This is a genomic window from Bacillus sp. Xin1 (assembly GCF_013314535.1).
Lineage (GTDB): Bacteria > Bacillota > Bacilli > Bacillales > Bacillaceae_G > Bacillus_A.
In genome coordinates, this window is the sequence record NZ_JABUAE010000018.1 from 74,101 (window position 1) to 91,332 (window position 17,232).

Annotated in this window: 17 protein-coding genes; 14 read left to right on the plus strand and 3 right to left on the minus strand. The window is 38.1% G+C overall.

The features are described from left to right. Positions 1-170: 170 nt before the first annotated feature. The 4 genes from HRG09_RS16510 (at position 171) to HRG09_RS16525 (ending at position 1,924) form a co-directional block, all read left to right on the plus strand. Positions 171-959, plus strand: coding sequence for an enoyl-CoA hydratase (locus tag HRG09_RS16510; protein WP_174101996.1), 789 nt, complete (start codon positions 171-173; stop codon positions 957-959). Positions 960-1,024: 65 nt separating this feature from the next. Next, positions 1,025-1,345 carry a hypothetical protein gene (locus HRG09_RS16515; protein ID WP_174101997.1) on the plus strand — a complete coding sequence of 107 codons (321 nt, stop codon included), beginning with the start codon at positions 1,025-1,027 and terminating at the stop codon, positions 1,343-1,345. A 26-nt stretch (positions 1,346-1,371) separates the two neighbouring features. After that, a complete protein-coding gene (locus tag HRG09_RS16520; protein WP_174101998.1) occupies positions 1,372-1,698 on the plus strand; it encodes a nucleoside triphosphate pyrophosphohydrolase in 327 nt (108 codons plus the stop codon). Positions 1,699-1,738: 40 nt separating this feature from the next. After that, the gene (locus HRG09_RS16525) at positions 1,739-1,924 is read left to right on the plus strand and encodes a hypothetical protein (protein WP_098359332.1); all 186 of its coding nucleotides are present in this window, start codon (positions 1,739-1,741) and stop codon (positions 1,922-1,924) included. A gap of 221 nt (positions 1,925-2,145) precedes the next feature. Here HRG09_RS16525 and HRG09_RS16530 read toward each other — a convergent pair whose 3' ends face one another. Continuing rightward, positions 2,146-2,313, minus strand: a complete 168-nt coding sequence (locus HRG09_RS16530; protein ID WP_174101999.1) for a hypothetical protein — start codon at positions 2,311-2,313, stop codon at positions 2,146-2,148. Positions 2,314-2,475: 162 nt separating this feature from the next. Between HRG09_RS16530 and HRG09_RS16535 the strand changes: the two genes are divergently transcribed. Then, the gene (locus HRG09_RS16535) at positions 2,476-3,525 is read left to right on the plus strand and encodes a M42 family metallopeptidase (RefSeq protein WP_174102000.1); all 1,050 of its coding nucleotides are present in this window, start codon (positions 2,476-2,478) and stop codon (positions 3,523-3,525) included. A gap of 332 nt (positions 3,526-3,857) precedes the next feature. After that, positions 3,858-5,435, plus strand: a complete 1,578-nt coding sequence (locus HRG09_RS16540; RefSeq protein ID WP_174102001.1) for an N-acetylmuramoyl-L-alanine amidase — start codon at positions 3,858-3,860, stop codon at positions 5,433-5,435. Between the two features lie 144 nt (positions 5,436-5,579). Here HRG09_RS16540 and HRG09_RS16545 read toward each other — a convergent pair whose 3' ends face one another. After that, entirely contained in the window at positions 5,580-5,726 is a 147-nt protein-coding gene (locus HRG09_RS16545) for a YflJ family protein (RefSeq protein ID WP_174102002.1), read from the minus strand. Between the two features lie 465 nt (positions 5,727-6,191). On the opposite strand from HRG09_RS16545, the gene HRG09_RS16550 reads away from it, so the two are divergent. The 8 genes from HRG09_RS16550 to HRG09_RS16585 all read left to right on the plus strand — a co-directional run bounded on the left by HRG09_RS16550 (position 6,192) and on the right by HRG09_RS16585 (position 15,376). Then, positions 6,192-7,607, plus strand: coding sequence for an amino acid permease (locus tag HRG09_RS16550; protein WP_217448070.1), 1,416 nt, complete (start codon positions 6,192-6,194; stop codon positions 7,605-7,607). Positions 7,608-7,623: 16 nt separating this feature from the next. Further along, positions 7,624-8,952 carry a 4-aminobutyrate--2-oxoglutarate transaminase gene (gene gabT, locus HRG09_RS16555; protein WP_174102003.1) on the plus strand — a complete coding sequence of 443 codons (1,329 nt, stop codon included), beginning with the start codon at positions 7,624-7,626 and terminating at the stop codon, positions 8,950-8,952. A gap of 23 nt (positions 8,953-8,975) precedes the next feature. Further along, positions 8,976-10,418, plus strand: coding sequence for an aldehyde dehydrogenase family protein (locus HRG09_RS16560; RefSeq protein WP_174102004.1), 1,443 nt, complete (start codon positions 8,976-8,978; stop codon positions 10,416-10,418). Between the two features lie 35 nt (positions 10,419-10,453). After that, positions 10,454-10,807, plus strand: coding sequence for a DUF3870 domain-containing protein (locus HRG09_RS16565; RefSeq protein WP_174102005.1), 354 nt, complete (start codon positions 10,454-10,456; stop codon positions 10,805-10,807). A gap of 131 nt (positions 10,808-10,938) precedes the next feature. Continuing rightward, a complete protein-coding gene (locus tag HRG09_RS16570; protein WP_174102006.1) occupies positions 10,939-11,085 on the plus strand; it encodes a hypothetical protein in 147 nt (48 codons plus the stop codon). A gap of 247 nt (positions 11,086-11,332) precedes the next feature. Continuing rightward, complete coding sequence (gene glaH, locus HRG09_RS16575; RefSeq protein ID WP_174102007.1) at positions 11,333-12,271, plus strand: glutarate dioxygenase GlaH; 939 nt, start codon at positions 11,333-11,335, stop codon at positions 12,269-12,271. 72 nt (positions 12,272-12,343) lie between these two features. Continuing rightward, positions 12,344-13,567, plus strand: coding sequence for an L-2-hydroxyglutarate oxidase (gene lhgO, locus HRG09_RS16580; RefSeq protein WP_174102008.1), 1,224 nt, complete (start codon positions 12,344-12,346; stop codon positions 13,565-13,567). 357 nt (positions 13,568-13,924) lie between these two features. Continuing rightward, entirely contained in the window at positions 13,925-15,376 is a 1,452-nt protein-coding gene (locus HRG09_RS16585; protein WP_174102009.1) for an MFS transporter, read from the plus strand. A 165-nt stretch (positions 15,377-15,541) separates the two neighbouring features. Here the strand turns inward: HRG09_RS16585 and HRG09_RS16590 are convergent, their stop codons facing one another. Continuing rightward, the gene (locus HRG09_RS16590) at positions 15,542-16,975 is read right to left on the minus strand and encodes an alanine/glycine:cation symporter family protein (protein WP_174102010.1); all 1,434 of its coding nucleotides are present in this window, start codon (positions 16,973-16,975) and stop codon (positions 15,542-15,544) included. Positions 16,976-17,232: the final 257 nt, after the last annotated feature.

Below are 17,232 nucleotides of genomic sequence, written 5' to 3' on the forward strand. Positions count from 1 at the left end.
AGCAGATATGCGAAAAATATGTTTTAATTCAGTTTCTTTTTTACATGATAATGGTAAGATTCCTAAATTTTCGGCTAAATTAGACAGAAAATTACGAAAAAAGAAGGGTTTTCTACCTCTTTTCTTTAATTATATAAGTATAATCTTTAGGGAAGAAAGAGGGATATATAATGGAAGTAAAAAGTAAAGCAGAGTCAGTAGTTGTGAAATATGAAGGACGAGTAGCAACGATTATGATGAATCGCCCAGAAGTATTAAATGCATTAGATGAACCTACGCTCAAAGAATTGTTAGCAAAACTGAAAGAAGTAGCTGAGAGCTCCGTTCATATTGTCGTACTATGCGGAAATGGACGCGGTTTTTCTGCGGGTGGAGATATTAAATCTATGCTTTCCAGTAATGATGAAAGCAAGTTTGAAAGTATCATGAATACCATTTCTGAAATAGTTGTTACATTATATACGATGCCGAAGCTTGTGATTAGCGCTATTCATGGCCCGACTGCAGGACTTGGCTTAAGTATCGCTCTAACAGCTGATTATGTATTGGCAGACATTTCATCGATCATTGCGATGAACTTTATTGGAATCGCTTTAATACCAGACGGCGGAGGGCATTTCTTCTTACAAAAACGCCTCGGTGAAAATATGGCAAAACAAATCATTTGGGAAGGTAAAAAGTTATCTTCAACAGAAGCGCTAGAACTTGGATTAATTGACGAAGTTATCGGAGAAAACTTCCAAGGTGCTGTGAAACAAAAAATTAATGAATGGCTTCAAAAACCAATTAAAGCAATGATTCAGACGAAACAAATTTTATGTGAAGTCAATCGTTCAAATTTAGAACAAACACTGCAACTAGAAAAACGTGGACAATACGCAATGAGAAAAACGGCTGATCATAGAGAGGGAATTGCTGCATTTTTAGAAAAGCGTCCGCCAGCGTTTAAAGGAGAATAAAAGGGAAGAAAGTGTTAACACATTTTAGTATAATTGTGTTAGCACTTTTTTATTGGGAGATATAGATGAGAAAAAGGGTTACTGTGATTATACTTTTATTTGTTATGTACATTACGTTGCATAGCACTCCGTATTTGGCAGTCCGAACGGCGATTTTTCTTTCGGGACATCCTACTATTGCTTTTCAGGGAGAAATTCAAAAGAGGCCGAATCCATATCAAGAAGCGATACCAGAATCACTGCGAGTGATATATGGAGAGAAGCAAGAGGATTATGATGTATATTATTTCCCTAGTCCATATGCGAAGGAAAAAGGGCGAGACTTGGGAAGCGCGTACGTAAAGAAGGTATGGTTTATGTACAATGCAGAATTAGGTAAATTGTAAGGAATGAGAGGAGCGACAGAGAGGCTATGTCAACTTATAACAAGCTAGTTAGAGATCGTGTTCCAGAAAAGATTTTAATGTCTGGAAAAACATATACGTCGAAAAAATTAACAGGTCAAGCATACATAGAAGCATTAGCGAAAATCGGAACAGAAGAAATCCGTGAATTCGCTTCAATGAAAGAGCGAGAACACGCATTAGATTCACTTGCGGATGCACTAGAAATTATTATCTCACTAGCGCGTGCAGAAGGTGCAACATTGGAAGATATTGAACGTCTTCGTAAGCAAAAAGAAGAAGAGCGCGGTGGGTTTGAAAGAGGAATCTATTTGCTGGATGTTTCGGAGGAGTAGTTTGATAGAGGGGATCTATTTTAGATAGGGAGAGAATGATATGGAAAACAGCAAACACTTGTATCAGGTTGGGGACTATCGTCTATGGCTAAACACTGAAACAGGAGCCTTGCAAATGAAACTTGACGGGAATAGAGAATTGTACAACATACCGAAGAATACGAAATTGTACGAGCGGCTATTAAATGACTTTTTCAGCAAGCCAGTAGAGCAGGAAAATAAGTAATTAAGTATATATAGATGAAAAGCTCACCCTTTTCTAGAAAGGTTGAGCTTTTTGTTATTTGGCTTTTGCTAGTTTTATCCCGCATTAACGGGCAGTAATACTCCCACCTCAAAATTCGGCGAGAGCAAAGAAGTTAGGTGGGAGATAAACTGCCCGTAAAAGCCCGATTGGTTCAACTAATAATCAGTGGGGGATGAAGAAAATCCCCACTGATTAAAGTTTCACTTTATTTTAATTACAAAAAGACTAATGATAAAAAACACTCCTGTTAGCACCCATCCAATTATAATTGCAGTAGAGGTATGAAGAGCATAAGAAACTTGTAAACAAAACAAAGATGCTAAAAACCAAATGAATGCAATTTCTACATGTTTTTTTGTTAATTTCATTACAATCAATCCCCTTTGTTATTCAAATGTACTATAAAATATTTTACCATAATTATGTAATTGTAAAGGTGAAATATATATAAATCCCCAACGTTATTAGTAGTGGTTTTATGACAATTCCGTTATACTGAATATTAGAAAAACGAAGTGGAGGGACCAACATTGGCACATCATGCAAAAGAAACAATGGAACTTATTAAACAGCTTGTTTCCATTCCAAGTCCATCTGGAAACACAGGGAAAATCATTAACTTTATTGCAAACTACGTAAAAGAATGGAATGTAGAAACGAAGCGTAACAATAAAGGTGCGCTTATCTTAACATTAAAAGGACAAAACGACGAGCAGCACCGCTTACTAACTGCTCACGTTGATACATTAGGTGCAATGGTAAAAGAAATTAAATCTGATGGTCGCCTTCGCTTATCGATGATCGGCGGATTTCGCTGGAACTCTGTTGAAGGGGAATATTGCGAAATTGAAACAGCAAGCGGAAAAACATATACAGGTACAATCTTAATGCACCAAACATCTGTCCACGTTTACAAAGACGCAGGTGAAGCAAAACGCGATGAAAAAAATATTGAAGTTCGCATTGATGAGCGCGTATCTTCAGCAGATGAAGTTCGTGAACTCGGAATTGAAGTAGGGGACTTTGTTTCATTCGACCCACGCGTCCAAATTACAGAGAGCGGCTACATAAAATCACGTCACTTAGACGACAAAGTAAGCGTAGCAATCCTATTAAAATTAATTAAAAGATTACAAGACGAAAATATCAAATTGCCATATACAACTCATTTCTTGATCTCTAATAATGAAGAAATCGGCTATGGTGGTAACTCAAATATTCCAGAAGAAACAGTAGAATACTTAGCTGTTGATATGGGAGCACTGGGAGACGGGCAAGCATCAGATGAATACACAGTATCTATTTGCGCGAAAGACTCTAGCGGTCCATACCACTACGCTTTACGTAAACACTTAGTAGAGCTTGCGAAAGCAAACAATATCGAATATAAAGTAGATATTTATCCATACTACGGATCAGATGCATCTGCCGCAATCCACGCAGGTTTTGATGTAAAACACGCCCTAATCGGTGCGGGAATTGATTCTTCTCATGCATTTGAACGTACGCATGAAAGCTCGATTGCGCATACAGAGGCGCTTGTGTTTGCTTATGTGATGTCTGTGTTGATTGGGGAATAATAGAGAGAAATTTTATATTTTAGAATAAAAAGTGATTGGTATAAGCCAATCACTTTTTTCTATAACAGCAAAAACCACTTAATGTATATCCTTACATTAACCTCCTAACGAAATTACTGTAACATCAATATCTCCTAATATATTACCGTAATTTACCTGTAATAAATACTTAATAATTGTTATCAATATACGTATTTACTCTAGGATAGTAATGGCATAAACTAATTGAGTTGCTATTGAATAGTAGATTAGTAGAAGGGAAATGATCCCTTCAATTTTTTATTGTTTAATAGAAAAAATTGTTGAAAAGATTTGAGAGGAGAAAAGTTTTAATGAAATACGGAGTAATCGCAGCAGGAATTCTAGCAGTAAATTTACTATCTGCCCCATTAAGTAGTTCAGCCGCAACTCAAACATTTCCGGATGTTCCAAACTGGGCCGAAAACTCGGTGAACTATTTAGTTGATAAAGGAGCGCTTCATGGAAAGCCCGACGGCACTTTTGGGCCAACTGAAACGATTGATAGAGGTTCAGCTGCAAAACTAATGGCGATGGTACTAGGATTAGAGATTAATCAAAGCGCAAAACCAACTTTCAAAGATTCACAAACTCACTGGGCAGCATCATACATCGCAGCTGTAGAAAAAGCAGGTGTCATTCAAGGTGATGATAAAGGGAATTTTAATCCGTCCGGCAATATCGATCGTGCTTCTATGGCATCTATGCTTGTGAATGCTTATGGATTAGAAAACAAAATCATTGGGGAATTACCGACACAGTTTAATGATTTAAAAGGTCATTGGGGTGAAAAACTAGCTAATATTTTAGTGGGTTTAGGAATTTCTAACGGAACTGATAACGGCTGGAAACCTGATGGGATTGTAACGCGTGCCGAAGCAGCTCAATTTATCGCACAAACAGATATGGGAAAAGCAGATACATCGAAAAGAATGTACATGAATAGAAACTTTATTACATATCATGAGCCATCACTATCATCAGGTATTACATCTAATCAACATAATCCGCAAATTATTGTAGTGAAAGAACAACGTGCAGATGGTTGGTTAAAGATCGTAACGGATAACGGTGACAAATGGACGCCGTTAAAAGAAAAAACAGAGCATATCGATAAAGCATTTACTACATATCAAGAAGCATCACATTCTTCTAAAGTATTAGGAAAATATGGCCCGCAAACTGTAACAGTCATTGAAGAAAAAGGAAGCTGGATTCGTATTCGTACAAACGCTGGTTTCCAATGGCTTGATAAAAATCAATTAAACCAAGTCAACTTCTTAGAAGGAAAAGCAATTATTATTGATCCAGGTCATGGTGGTGTAGATCCAGGCCATGAAGGCGTAAACGTGGATGAAAGTCAAATTGTACTGGACACATCTTTACGAGTACAAAAATTATTTGAACAAAAAACACCATTCACTGTATTGTTAACACGTGAAACTGACGTAAGACCAGGAACGGATGCAAAAGACTCTTTACAAGAACGTGTAGAATTTGCACAAGAAAATCATGGTGATGTCTTTGTAAGTATTCACGGCAATGGCTTTGATGGAAGCGCTAGTGGCACAGAAACATACTACTATAGATCAGCAACAAGCCAAACAAACCCATATGTAGACGAAAGCCGCATGCTAGCAGAAAAAATTCAAGATCGTCTTGTGGACGCACTTGGAACACGTGACAGAGGCGTAAAAGAAGGCGACTTCTACGTTGTTAGAGAAAACACGATGCCTGCTGTATTAACAGAATTAGGATTCGTTGACAACCAGATCGATGGTGAAAAACTATCCTCCCCAGAATGGAGACAACGTGCTGCAGAAGCGATTTACTCTGGAATTTTAGATTACTATGAGTGGAAAGGTAATGACGTTTCGGCTTACCGTTTATAATAGATAGAGAGGCTATCCTTTTATAGGATAGCTTCTTCTTGTGTGCGTAGCGGCGTGAACTTTGTCGAGCGGTCGATATCCTATGTCGAATCGCCGATATATTTGAAAGAACGATCGATATCGTTTTATTGATGTATACATAGATTACTTTTCTTTAAGTTCTTCTTGTTTTGCAGCTAATAAGTTACGTAAAACATGGCCTCGATAGCTTTCTAATTTTCTTCCTTCCAAATAACGGACGCCTAATTTTTTTAGTTCCGCTACGTACCACCCTTTTGATCCGAAATACATGGAGATCACTTCCTTTTTGCTTTTGAACAGTATATGTTTTAGAATTGATAAATTTCGCTTTTTATGATATATAACTGAATTTAAAATAAATGTTGAATATTCAGTCTATTTGTATTAATATTATCTTATTATCCGATGACAGTGATTAGCCTCTCTGCATGCCCGGATACAATTTCGTTTAATTTCATAGAAGATGATTGGCTTCTTTCCACTTGAACTTCCTTAGCAGGAAGACGAGCCGTAGGGATAGAGACAGTAAAATCCAATGTAATTCTTTACATTGCTTTTCTGGCTCTTTTTATTTTTCCTTTAAACAGGAAAAGGTTGAGTGTGGCGTGTGCTGGGCAGGTGGCTCATTTGTCGAAGAATTCAAAGAAAGCGTTATCAATCATAGTGATATTTCAACCTTATATATGCTCACTCAGAGGGTTTGTGAAAATAAATACGTATAGGTTGGTGATCTTTTTGGCGAAAGAAAAACAAGAATTGCAAAAAGACTTGAAAACCAGACATATCACGATGATTTCAATTGGCGGGGTAATCGGGGGCGGATTGTTTGTAGGAAGTGGGGCAATTATTCAATCAACAGGTCCAGCTGCTATTTTGTCCTATATTATCGGAGCTTTAATGGTTGTACTTGTGATGCGGATGCTTGGGGAGATGGCTGCGGTAAATCCTGATAGTGGTTCTTTTTCGACATATGCTCATAAAGCGATTGGACCTTGGGCAGGGTATACAATTGGCTGGTTATATTGGTTCAATTGGCTCATCATTATCGCAATTGAAGCAGTGCTATTAGGGGTGATGCTTAACAATTGGTTCCCGTCCATACCGACATGGATTGCGAGTTTGCTTGTTTTGATCATTATGACAATGACAAATATTTATTCGGTAAAGTTATACGGCGAGTTTGAATATTGGTTAGCGTTTATTAAAGTTGTTGCGATTCTAGCATTTTTAGCGTTAGGAATTGGGATGATTTTTGGAATTGTTCCTAGTGTAGACAGGCCAAGTCTTTCGATTATTACTGAAAACGGAGGCTTTTTCCCAAAAGGGATTATGCCAGTACTACTTAGTGTTGTGTTTATTTCTTTCTCTTTATCGGGGAGTGAAGTCGCAGCGATTGCGGCTGGGGAATCTGACAATCCAGAGAAGAATGTAATACGAGCAATTAACAGCGTTGTATGGCGCCTTATGATTTTCTTCGTAGGTTCTGTATCAATTTTGGTTCTTTTTATGCCGTGGAACAATGCAGAATTATTGAAACTGCCTTATGCAAGTTTATTTCAGATGGCAGGGATTCCTGCGGCTGCGGAAATCATGAATGGGGTTGTATTTCTGTCGCTCCTTTCGGTTATGAATTCCGGAATATACACGAGTTCTCGTATGTTATTTTCACTTGCGAAAAAAGGGGACGCACCAGATGTGTTTTCTAAGTTAAATAGTCGCGGGACACCGGTTTGGGCGATCTATGCAAGTATCGTATTTGCATTCATTTGCGCCATGCTGAAGTTTATCTCTCCTGATAAACTATTTGCTTTTTTAGCGAATAGCTCAGGCGGGGTTACGATGCTGATGTATATGTTTGTTGCCGTTTCACATATTCGGTTAAGAAAAAAAGCTGAAAGAGAAGACCCAGGGAAATTAAAGGTGAAAATGTGGTTGTTCCCGTATCTCACATATGTAACGCTTGCGATGATTATTACGATATTTGTTGCACAAGCATTTATCGCGGATATGCGTATGCAATTTTATATGACAATTTTAGCGACTGCTATCGTAATCGCAATCTATTTTATAAGAGATAGAAATAAGCGCGTACCGATAAACAAAGATTTTACAATAATAAAAGATTCAGAAGTTAGCTTAGAGAAGGAGTAAGAAAGGGGTATATTCCATGTTAAAAGAAAAGCAAAATATTGTAACGACAAAATCTAATAGTTTACATGAAAGAAGAAACAATGCGGTTCCTCAAGGTCCCTATAATATTACACCGTTGTATGTCGGGTCGGCAAAAGGAGCGATTATTACAGATGTAGATGGCAATGAATTAATCGATTTTGCTGGCGGGATTGGTATGCAAAATGTCGGGCACTGTCATCCGAAAGTTGTACAAGCTATTCAAAGCCAAGTGGCATCTTCTATTCATAGTTGTTTTCACGTAGCGCCGTATGAAAGCTATATTGAGCTAGCTGAGAGAATGAACGAATTAACGCCAGGAGATTTCAAGAAAAAAACGATGTTCGCTAATAGCGGGGCAGAAGCGGTAGAAAATGCGATCAAAATCGCGAGAAAAGCGACTGGACGGAGTGCTGTTGTTTCGTTTGAGCGTGCGTATCATGGCCGTACACTGATGACAATGTCGCTTACGAGTAAAGTAAAGCCTTATAAACATGGATTTGGTCCATTTGCATCAGATGTGTACAAACTTCCTTATCCATATTATTACCGCGCGGAAAACGGTTTGACGCAAGAAGAAGTAGATGGGCAAATTTTAGCGTATTTCGAACGCTTTATGTTAGAAGAAGTAGCAAGTGACAATATCGCTGCCATCATTTTAGAACCGCTTCAAGGGGAAGGTGGATTTATCGTTCCAAGCACTACGTTTATGAGGGGCGTCAGAAACCTTTGTGATAAATATAGAATCATTATGATCGCAGACGAAATTCAAACGGGCTTTGCTCGTACAGGAAGTTTGTTTGCAATGGATCATTTTGGCGTTGCTCCTGATTTAATGACATTTTCAAAATCGATTGCTGCAGGTATGCCGCTTAGCGCAGTGACAGGAAGAGCGGAATTGATGGATACACCTGGCCCGGGACAACTTGGTGGTACGTTCTCAGGAAGTCCAGTTGCTTGCGCAGCTGCACTCGCTGTTTTAGATGTAATTGAAGAAGAGCAGCTAGTAGAACGTGCTAGAATAATCGGCAGCCGTATGATGGAAGTGTTCAATAGTTGGAAGGAAAAATATGAGTGCATTGGAGATGCCAGAGGCCTTGGAGCGATGACGGCGATTGAACTTGTCAAAGATCGCAATACGAAAGAACCGGCAACAGAAGAAGTAAAAGCGATTATGCAAGAAACACATAGCAAAGGTGTAATCACAATAAGCGCTGGTATTTATGGAAATGTCCTACGCTTCTTACCGCCGCTTGTTATAACAGATGAACAGCTGGAAGAAGGACTTCATATTCTTGAAACGGCAATTGCAAAACTATCAAAATAGGAAACGATGATGGAGGCAGAGCAATGAAGTTTTTAAATTATATAAACGGCCAGTGGAAAGAGCCATCTACCGATCAATATTCGAAAAACTACAATCCGCATAACGGAGAAGTATTAGGTGAATTTCCGTTAAGCTCAAAGGAAGATACACAATCTGCGATTGCATCAGCGAAAGAAGCGTTTCAAAGTTGGCAACGGTTATCGTTTCATGAGCGCGCTAGTTACTTATGGAAAGCAGCTCAGATTTTAAAAGAACGAGTGACGGAGATTGGCCAAGATTTAACGAGTGAAGAAGGGAAGACACTTGCCGAAGGAATCGGCGAGACGAATCGAGCGATCAGCATTTTGGAATATTATGCAGGAGAAGCAAATCAGCCGATTGGAGAAATGATTCCTTCGGTGAATGCGAATACGATGCTTTACAGTAAACGCGTCGCAGTTGGGCCGGTCGGACTCATTACACCGTGGAATTTCCCAATTGCGATTCCAGCTTGGAAAATGGCACCGGCGCTTATTTACGGGAATACGGTTGTCATAAAACCGGCTGAAATTACGCCAAAATCAGTCTATCATCTTGTGAATGCTTTTCATGAGGCAGGAATTCCACCAGGAGTGATCAATTGTGTATTTGGGAAAGGTTCCGTCGTTGGAACGGAATTAACAGAAAACCCGGATATAAAAGCGATTTCTTTTACAGGTTCAAATGGCGTTGGAAAAACGATTCAGCAAACAGCGGTTGCAAGCGGAAAGAAAGTGCAGTTAGAAATGGGAGGGAAAAACCCATTAGTCGTATTAAAGGATGCTGATATCGGGAAAGCAATTGATATTACAATCAAAGGTGCATTCGTGTCAACAGGACAAAAATGTACAGCGACAAGTCGTGTCATTGTTGAAGAAGCTATTTATGAAGAGTTTCGAAATGAGCTCTTATTACGCACAAAGGCATTAAAGGTGGGCAATCCATTTGAGCAAGATACATTTATGGGACCATGCGTATCCGAGAGCCAACAGCACTCAGTTTTATCGATGATTGAAGTAGGAAAGAAAGAAGCTTCTTTACTTTGCGGAGGCAGTGTACCAGAAGAAGATGAGTTAAAACAAGGATATTATGTCCTGCCGACGATTTTTGAAGACGTACCACAAGATGCACGAATTGCGAAAGAAGAAATCTTTGGTCCTGTTATCTGTTTATTTAAGGTGAACAATTATCAAGAAGCGATTCATGTAGCGGATGATACAGAATACGGACTGAGCGCATCTGTTTGTACAAATAATCTCAGTCTAGCCCAGCAATTCATTGATGATATGGAAGTTGGGATGGTTCATGTTAACTCAGAAACAGCAGGAGCAGAGCCGCAAGTTCCGTTTGGTGGTATGAAAAATTCTAGCGCGGGACCAAGAGAACAAGGAAAAACAGCTTCAGAATTTTATACAAGAGTCAAAACGGTATATATCGATCAAGTATGAGTTATAGAATAAACACATAATAATGGGGGATGAACATGCGTAAAGGTACTTTTTTCATGGCAGGACACTCAAGACTTCCGAAAGGGATGGCTGTGCGCAGTGTCTATGAAACATTAACAATTACAATAGAAGCAGATCATAAATATCACGTTATTATTGAAGCGTCATGTACCCTTGCTACAGAACATGGGAGAGACTTTATTGCTCAAATGTTAAGAGGACATAGTTTGCGAGATGGTATTGAAGAGATCACGCAAGAAATCTCGCACCATTATCAAGGAAAAGCACAAAATGCGATTATTAGTGCGTTAAAAGACTTGTACCGACAATATACAAGCTATGTAAACGGCGAAAAACCACAAGAAGAATATGAAGAAACAAATCTATAACAAACTGCCCAGTTTATCGTACTTTATTTCCTAAAGTACATTCATAAACGAGAGCCAGTTATATTTCAGCTTATTTGGTGAGCGGAATATAACTGGCTTTTTATTTTTAAATGAATGAGGAGGCTAAAAAAATGTCAAAATTAAATCAGGGTGGAAAACAAAAAAGAAGATGTACGGAAAATGGTGTGGTGAAAGCTTGTAAGATGTGTAAAGCGTGTACAGTGGTAAAGGAACTACAACATGAGAAAAAATTAAAATTGACGAAAGAAACATATTGACAGTGTGAATATTTTGAATTATCATTTAATTGTAAGTGATAAGATCCATATGAGAAATTAGCCTTCTCTATATCCGATCTTCATTTTCTGTCTGCCCATATTAAAATAATAAACTGTCTATTATTACTGTACTTTAAGAGATTAAAGAACACTCGTAATTTAAAGCCAGTTGTACGTTTTCTACAATTTGTATTGTAGATGCGTATGACTGGCTTTTTTGTTTATTTAAACTAAAGGAGGAAATAACATGTCAGTGATTACGAAGCAAGAAGTGAAGATGAAGTTCGCAAAGAAATATGAGGGGTATGAAATTGTTCCTCATCCAGAACATAAACGTTTGTATCATATTGTGTTAGACGGGCAATTGCTTCAGCAATTTTTCCAAGAGGTAAAAGATCATTCGGAGCAATCACTGCAATACATTCCGTATTCCCGCTTTATTATCGCAGATCAAATGAAAAAACTATTTGGTGATTCATTTATGGAAAATGTTCGAGGTATTATTCACGACCGGGAAACAGGCGGATTTACAATTGGGGTACAAGGCGAAACAACAGACGCAGGAGACTATGTGAAATTCGCAACGGCATTAACGCATTTAATCGGGACATCGAACTTTGATGCGATGACAGGAACGTACTATGCAAGATTTAATGTGAAAGATACAGACAGCAGCGATTCGTATCTTCGCCAAGCGTATCGATTATTTACGCTTCATACAGATGGAACATTTGTTGACGAACCGACAGACTGGCTTCTGATGATGAAAATAGAAGAAAAGAATGCAGTAGGAGGAGAATCACGTTTACTTCATTTAGATGATTGGGAAGAGCTTGATAGATTTAGAAAGCACCCACTCGCATCAGTTAAAATTACGTATAAAGCACCTCCAAGTAAAAATATGCAAGAAATTGTATATCGTGAAACGTTTTTTGATGTAAACAATGCACCATGCATTTGCTTTATTGATCAATTCGCTTATCCAGATAACATTGAACAGGCAACATATTTGAAGGAATTATCACACTCTGTGGAGAATTCTCCAGCAACACACGCATTGAAATTACCAGTTGGAGATTTAGTTCTTTTAAATAATCTATTTTGGATGCACGGGCGCGCTGCTTTTGAGAAAAACAAAGATTTATATCGTGAGCTTATGCGTCAGCGCGGTTGCTTTTCTAAATAATAGATTTGGCGGGTCTTTTCACAAGGCCTGCCTTTCCTAATATAGGGGATACAAACATAAGGAGGAAGTTACATGCATGATTTTCTAATTATCGGCGGAGGAATTGTCGGTCTTTCAACGGGAAGGGCCTTAACGAAAAAGTTTCCACATGCGAAAATCGCAGTCATCGAAAAAGAAGACGAACTTGCGCATCATCAAACAGGACATAATAGCGGTGTCATTCATTCTGGCATTTACTATAAACCAGGCAGCTATAAAGCGAAATTTGCGAAAGAAGGAAACGCAGCGATGGTTGAATTCTGCAAAGAAAATGGCATTGCCTATGATATGTGCGGCAAGGTGATCGTTGCGACAGAACAAGAAGAACTCCCTCTTTTACATAACTTGTATGAAAGAGGCTTACAAAATGGGTTACATATTTCGAAAATCGATCAAGAGGAACTAGCAGAAATCGAGCCCCATGTAAAAGGGTTAGGAGCCATTCGCGTTCCGTCTTGCGGCATTGCCGATTATAAAGGAGTCAGTCATGCATTTGCCCGTTTTATAGAAGAAAGCGGAGGAGAAGTACACTTAGGCACAAAAGCAGAACAAATTTTTGAACACAAAGATTTCGTTACAATCGAAACAAACAAAGGTGTCTTCGAAACAAAATTTCTCATTAATTGCGCTGGATTACATAGTGACCGAATCGCTAAAAAAACAGGAATACTAACAGATATGAAAATCGTACCGTTCCGAGGTGAATATTACGAACTCGTCCCAGAAAAACGTCACCTTGTCAAACACTTAATTTATCCTGTCCCAAACCCAGACTTCCCGTTCCTTGGTGTTCACTTCACAAGAATGATCAACGGGGACGTACATGCTGGGCCAAACGCCGTATTAAGTTTCAAGCGTGAAGGTTACACGAAAAAAGACTTTGATATAAAAGACTTCATGGAAACAATGACATACGCCGGCTTTTGGAAAATGGCAATGCCGAATATGAAAGAAGGCATGAAGGAAATGATTCGTTCTTTCAGTAAACAATCGTTTCTTAAAAGCTTGCAACGCTTAATACCAGAACTTACAGAGAAAGATATCGTTCCAACTCATGCCGGTGTAAGAGCGCAGGCAATCTTATCAAACGGAAACATGGTAGATGACTTTTGCATTATCCCAGGCATCAACTCGATGCATATTTGCAATGCACCGTCCCCAGCGGCAACAGCGAGTTTGAAGATTGGGGAGGAGATTGCGGGGAAAGTACCAGGTGTAATTTCAGACCGAATTTCTTTGTCAAAAGCTACTTTTTGAGGTAGCTTTTTAATTTTTTTTTGGTGAATTATGAAATTTGTTGAATTACGGATATATCTTGAGAAATAAGCGATATATTTGAAAAATAACTAATATGGGATAGGAATACTCGATATTTCTATATGAAATAGGGGGGTATCCGGATGGTATTGAAATATTGACAAGGTGTAGTTTCTCTGTTGAAAGCGCTTTATTCGTTAACCTATATTCCACATCGTTAGACAGGGAATTGATTTTATGAAACAATAGTAACAGATAAGGAGAGGGTGCTTTTCCTTAAGTGCTTCGTATTGAATTTATTCTATAAGAGAAAGTGTGCTTAATGATTTAAATGAAATAAGGAGCTGTTTTTATTATATGCAAACAAAAAATGATTTAGATTTTGGACCTCAAGATGTAAATGTAGTGAACCCAAAACAAGCCAGGAAAGCTGTTATTGCTACTGGTATCGGGAATGCGATGGAATGGTTTGACTTTGGATTATACGCGTATTTAGCCGTTATACTAAGTCAATTATTCTTCTCTGGTGTTCACAATAGTGGCTTACAGCTTGTACTCACATTTGGTACATTCGCTGCTGCCTTTCTTGTTAGACCGATTGGTGGTATTTTCTTCGGTAGAATTGGTGATAAACATGGCCGAAAGATTGTGCTGAGTACAACGATTATTTTAATGGCACTTTCCACATTATTTATCGCGCTACTACCAACATACGAACAAATTGGAATTTGGGCACCGATTTTATTATTAGTTGCTCGTATGGTTCAAGGATTTTCCACAGGAGGCGAATATTCAGGAGCGATGGTATATATCGCTGAATCTTCACCCGATAAGAAGCGTGGTATACTCGGCAGTGGCCTTGAAATTGGGACGCTTTCTGGTTACATCGCCGCTTCGGTAATCGTTACTGTTTTGACAGTCGTGTTAACAGATGAACAAATGCTTAGCTGGGGATGGCGTATCCCGTTCTTAATTGCTGCACCAATTGGTTTGGTCGGTTTATATTTACGCCGCCATTTAGATGAATCTCCTATATTCCAAGAGATGGAAAAAGCACAAGAAGATTCTAAAGAAGATGAACAATTTTCGTTTATTGATATTTTGAAATATCATAAAAAAGACTTTCTTTTAAGCACAGTAATTGTTGCCTTCTTTAATATTACAAACTATATGATCCTTTCTTATATTCCTTCTTATCTAACACAAGTATTAAAAGTCAAAGAAACGACTGGTTTAATTATTATTTCAATTACGATGGCACTCATGATTCCACTGGCGCTTTATTTCGGGAAATTAAGCGATAAAGTTGGTAATAAACGTGTAGTACAATTCGGATTACTCGGTTTGACATTATGTTCAATTCCTGCCTTTTTACTAATCGGCAATGGACATATTGCAGCAATTTTTATAGGTATCATTATTTTAGGTTTCTTCCTTAGTGTTTATGAAGGAACACTGCCTTCTTTATTACCATCTCTCTTTTTCACAGATGTACGTTATCGTGCACTCTCGATATCATTTAATATCTCCGTATCCATATTTGGTGGAACAACACCGCTCGTATGTTCATATTTAGTTCATGCTACTGGAAATGCACTAGCACCCGCATTTTATTTAACTGGTGTCAGCGTCATCGGCTTACTTGTATTTAGCCTACTATTTATAACAACGTCAGGTCGTGCACTGAAAGGTTCGTACCCGACTGTAGAAACAAAAAAAGAAGCACACGAAATAGCGAAGCAAGACCCAGAAGAAGCACTTTGGTGGCACGAAGAATCTTTAGAAATTGAAGCAGTGAAAAACTCATAATGTATGAAAAGTAACATATATTTTTGCAATTTTTAAAATTATTTGATTGAATAAGTAACGCAGCACACTTTTCTCTAATTCAAACGAGAGCAAAAAAATCCCCCTTATTACAAATGGAATTGTAATAAGGGGGATTTTTCATAGTAAGAAATTGAATTTGTTTTCTTATACGGCTTGTTTTTCTTTTTCTGAATTATCTTTTTCCCAACACTCTGTGTTCTGTAAGCTAGGAATAGAATCAGCTTGGAAAACTGGGGTTTTTCCAGCTTTCTTTTGTTTTATATAGTCTGCTAAAGCGGCGTATGCAAACTTACCAAGAAGGGTAATGGCAATTAAATTTGTAAATACCATCAGACCCATAAATAAATCGGCCATATTCCAAACTGTTTGAAGTGTCGCAACGGATCCGAATACAACCATCGCAACTACCGCAACACGATAAATCATTAACCAGCCTTTACTTTCTTTAATGAATGCAATATTTGTTTCACCATAATAGTAGTTTCCTAGTAATGAACTGAACGCAAATAAGAAAATAATAATCGCTAAGAAACTGCTTGCCCATGGGCCAATTTGAGAACTTAATGCATTTTGTGTTAACTCAATTCCTTCTAAATTTGCTTGCTTATATACTCCGGAACATAGGACTATAAATGCTGTTGAAGTACATACTAAAAATGTATCAACGAAAACGCCGAGCGCTTGAACAAGTCCTTGCTTTACAGGGTGCGAGACATCCGATGTAGCGGCAGCGTTTGGTGAACTACCCATACCAGCTTCCGTTGCGAATAAACCGCGCTGAATACCGAACTTCATTGCTGCCCCAATGCCACCCGCAACTGCTTGATCTAAACCAAATGCACCTCTAAAGATTTCTAGAAAAACATCCGGTAATATATAGAAGTTTTTAATCACAACAAAAACAGCTACGGCGATATAAACAATAGCCATTGGCGGAACAATCGTTTCTGTAATACGTGCAATGCTTTTAATACCACCAAAAATAATAATCGCAACGAGTGTAGCCATTACAATTCCTACGATGTAACGTTCCAAACCAAAAGCATTTTCAAATGCTAATGTTACTGTATTTGCTTGTACAGAGTTGAAAATTAATCCGTAAGTAACGGTAATGAGGAGTGAGAACCAAACGCCCATCCAGCGTTTATTTAAGCCCTTTTCCATATAATAAGCAGGACCCCCGCGGAATCCACGTCCGTCTTTGACCTTATAAATTTGTGCAAGTGTACACTCTACAAAGCTTGTAGCGGCTCCAATAATCGCGATGAACCACATCCAAAATACTGCACCAGGTCCGCCCATTGAAATAGCTAGCGCTACACCAGCTAAGTTTCCGATACCAATACGAGCTGCTGCACTCAAACAAAATGCTTGAAACGGGGATATACTATCCTTTTTCTTTGTCTTTTTGTTAAACCCATTACTGATTAATCGTATCATGTCACCAAAATGGCTAATTTGTACAAATTGTAACTTAAAAGAAAAATAAAGTCCGAGACTGATTAACATTACAATAAGAATATATGACCATAAAATGTTATTCGTTATTTCAAGAAATTTACTAAAAGTATCGATCATGTAATGCACTTCCTTTTCTAGTTATATATAAAAGTATATTTTAAAAATAACGTAGAATCAAATTCAGTAGGAGAACATGCTATTTAATATTGGGTTTTAAGTAACATTATATTAATTATTCTTATTATTTTATTTTTTGTGAATAATTTAAGTGTGAGAGGAAACTCTTTTTTGTTGGAATGAGATGGCGAAATTTGTCGGTTGATCGATATGTTGTGCTGAATCGCCGATATATGGTGAGAAACGGTCGATATATT

Excerpts from the sequence above, each read along its gene's own strand:
- HRG09_RS16585 (WP_174102009.1), top strand. The coding sequence starts at position 13,925 with ATGCAAACAAAAAATGATTTAGATTTTGGACCTCAAGATGTAAATGTA.
- gabT (WP_174102003.1), top strand. The coding sequence starts at position 7,624 with ATGTTAAAAGAAAAGCAAAATATTGTAACGACAAAATCTAATAGTTTA.
- glaH (WP_174102007.1), top strand. The coding sequence starts at position 11,333 with ATGTCAGTGATTACGAAGCAAGAAGTGAAGATGAAGTTCGCAAAGAAA.
- HRG09_RS16520 (WP_174101998.1), top strand. The coding sequence starts at position 1,372 with ATGTCAACTTATAACAAGCTAGTTAGAGATCGTGTTCCAGAAAAGATT.
- HRG09_RS16570 (WP_174102006.1), top strand. The coding sequence starts at position 10,939 with ATGTCAAAATTAAATCAGGGTGGAAAACAAAAAAGAAGATGTACGGAA.
- HRG09_RS16560 (WP_174102004.1), top strand. The coding sequence starts at position 8,976 with ATGAAGTTTTTAAATTATATAAACGGCCAGTGGAAAGAGCCATCTACC.
- HRG09_RS16515 (WP_174101997.1), top strand. The coding sequence starts at position 1,025 with ATGAGAAAAAGGGTTACTGTGATTATACTTTTATTTGTTATGTACATT.
- HRG09_RS16510 (WP_174101996.1), top strand. The coding sequence starts at position 171 with ATGGAAGTAAAAAGTAAAGCAGAGTCAGTAGTTGTGAAATATGAAGGA.
- HRG09_RS16540 (WP_174102001.1), top strand. The coding sequence starts at position 3,858 with ATGAAATACGGAGTAATCGCAGCAGGAATTCTAGCAGTAAATTTACTA.
- HRG09_RS16590 (WP_174102010.1), bottom strand. The coding sequence starts at position 16,975 with ATGATCGATACTTTTAGTAAATTTCTTGAAATAACGAATAACATTTTA.
- HRG09_RS16565 (WP_174102005.1), top strand. The coding sequence starts at position 10,454 with ATGCGTAAAGGTACTTTTTTCATGGCAGGACACTCAAGACTTCCGAAA.
- lhgO (WP_174102008.1), top strand. The coding sequence starts at position 12,344 with ATGCATGATTTTCTAATTATCGGCGGAGGAATTGTCGGTCTTTCAACG.
- HRG09_RS16545 (WP_174102002.1), bottom strand. The coding sequence starts at position 5,726 with ATGTATTTCGGATCAAAAGGGTGGTACGTAGCGGAACTAAAAAAATTA.
- HRG09_RS16525 (WP_098359332.1), top strand. The coding sequence starts at position 1,739 with ATGGAAAACAGCAAACACTTGTATCAGGTTGGGGACTATCGTCTATGG.
- HRG09_RS16530 (WP_174101999.1), bottom strand. The coding sequence starts at position 2,313 with ATGAAATTAACAAAAAAACATGTAGAAATTGCATTCATTTGGTTTTTA.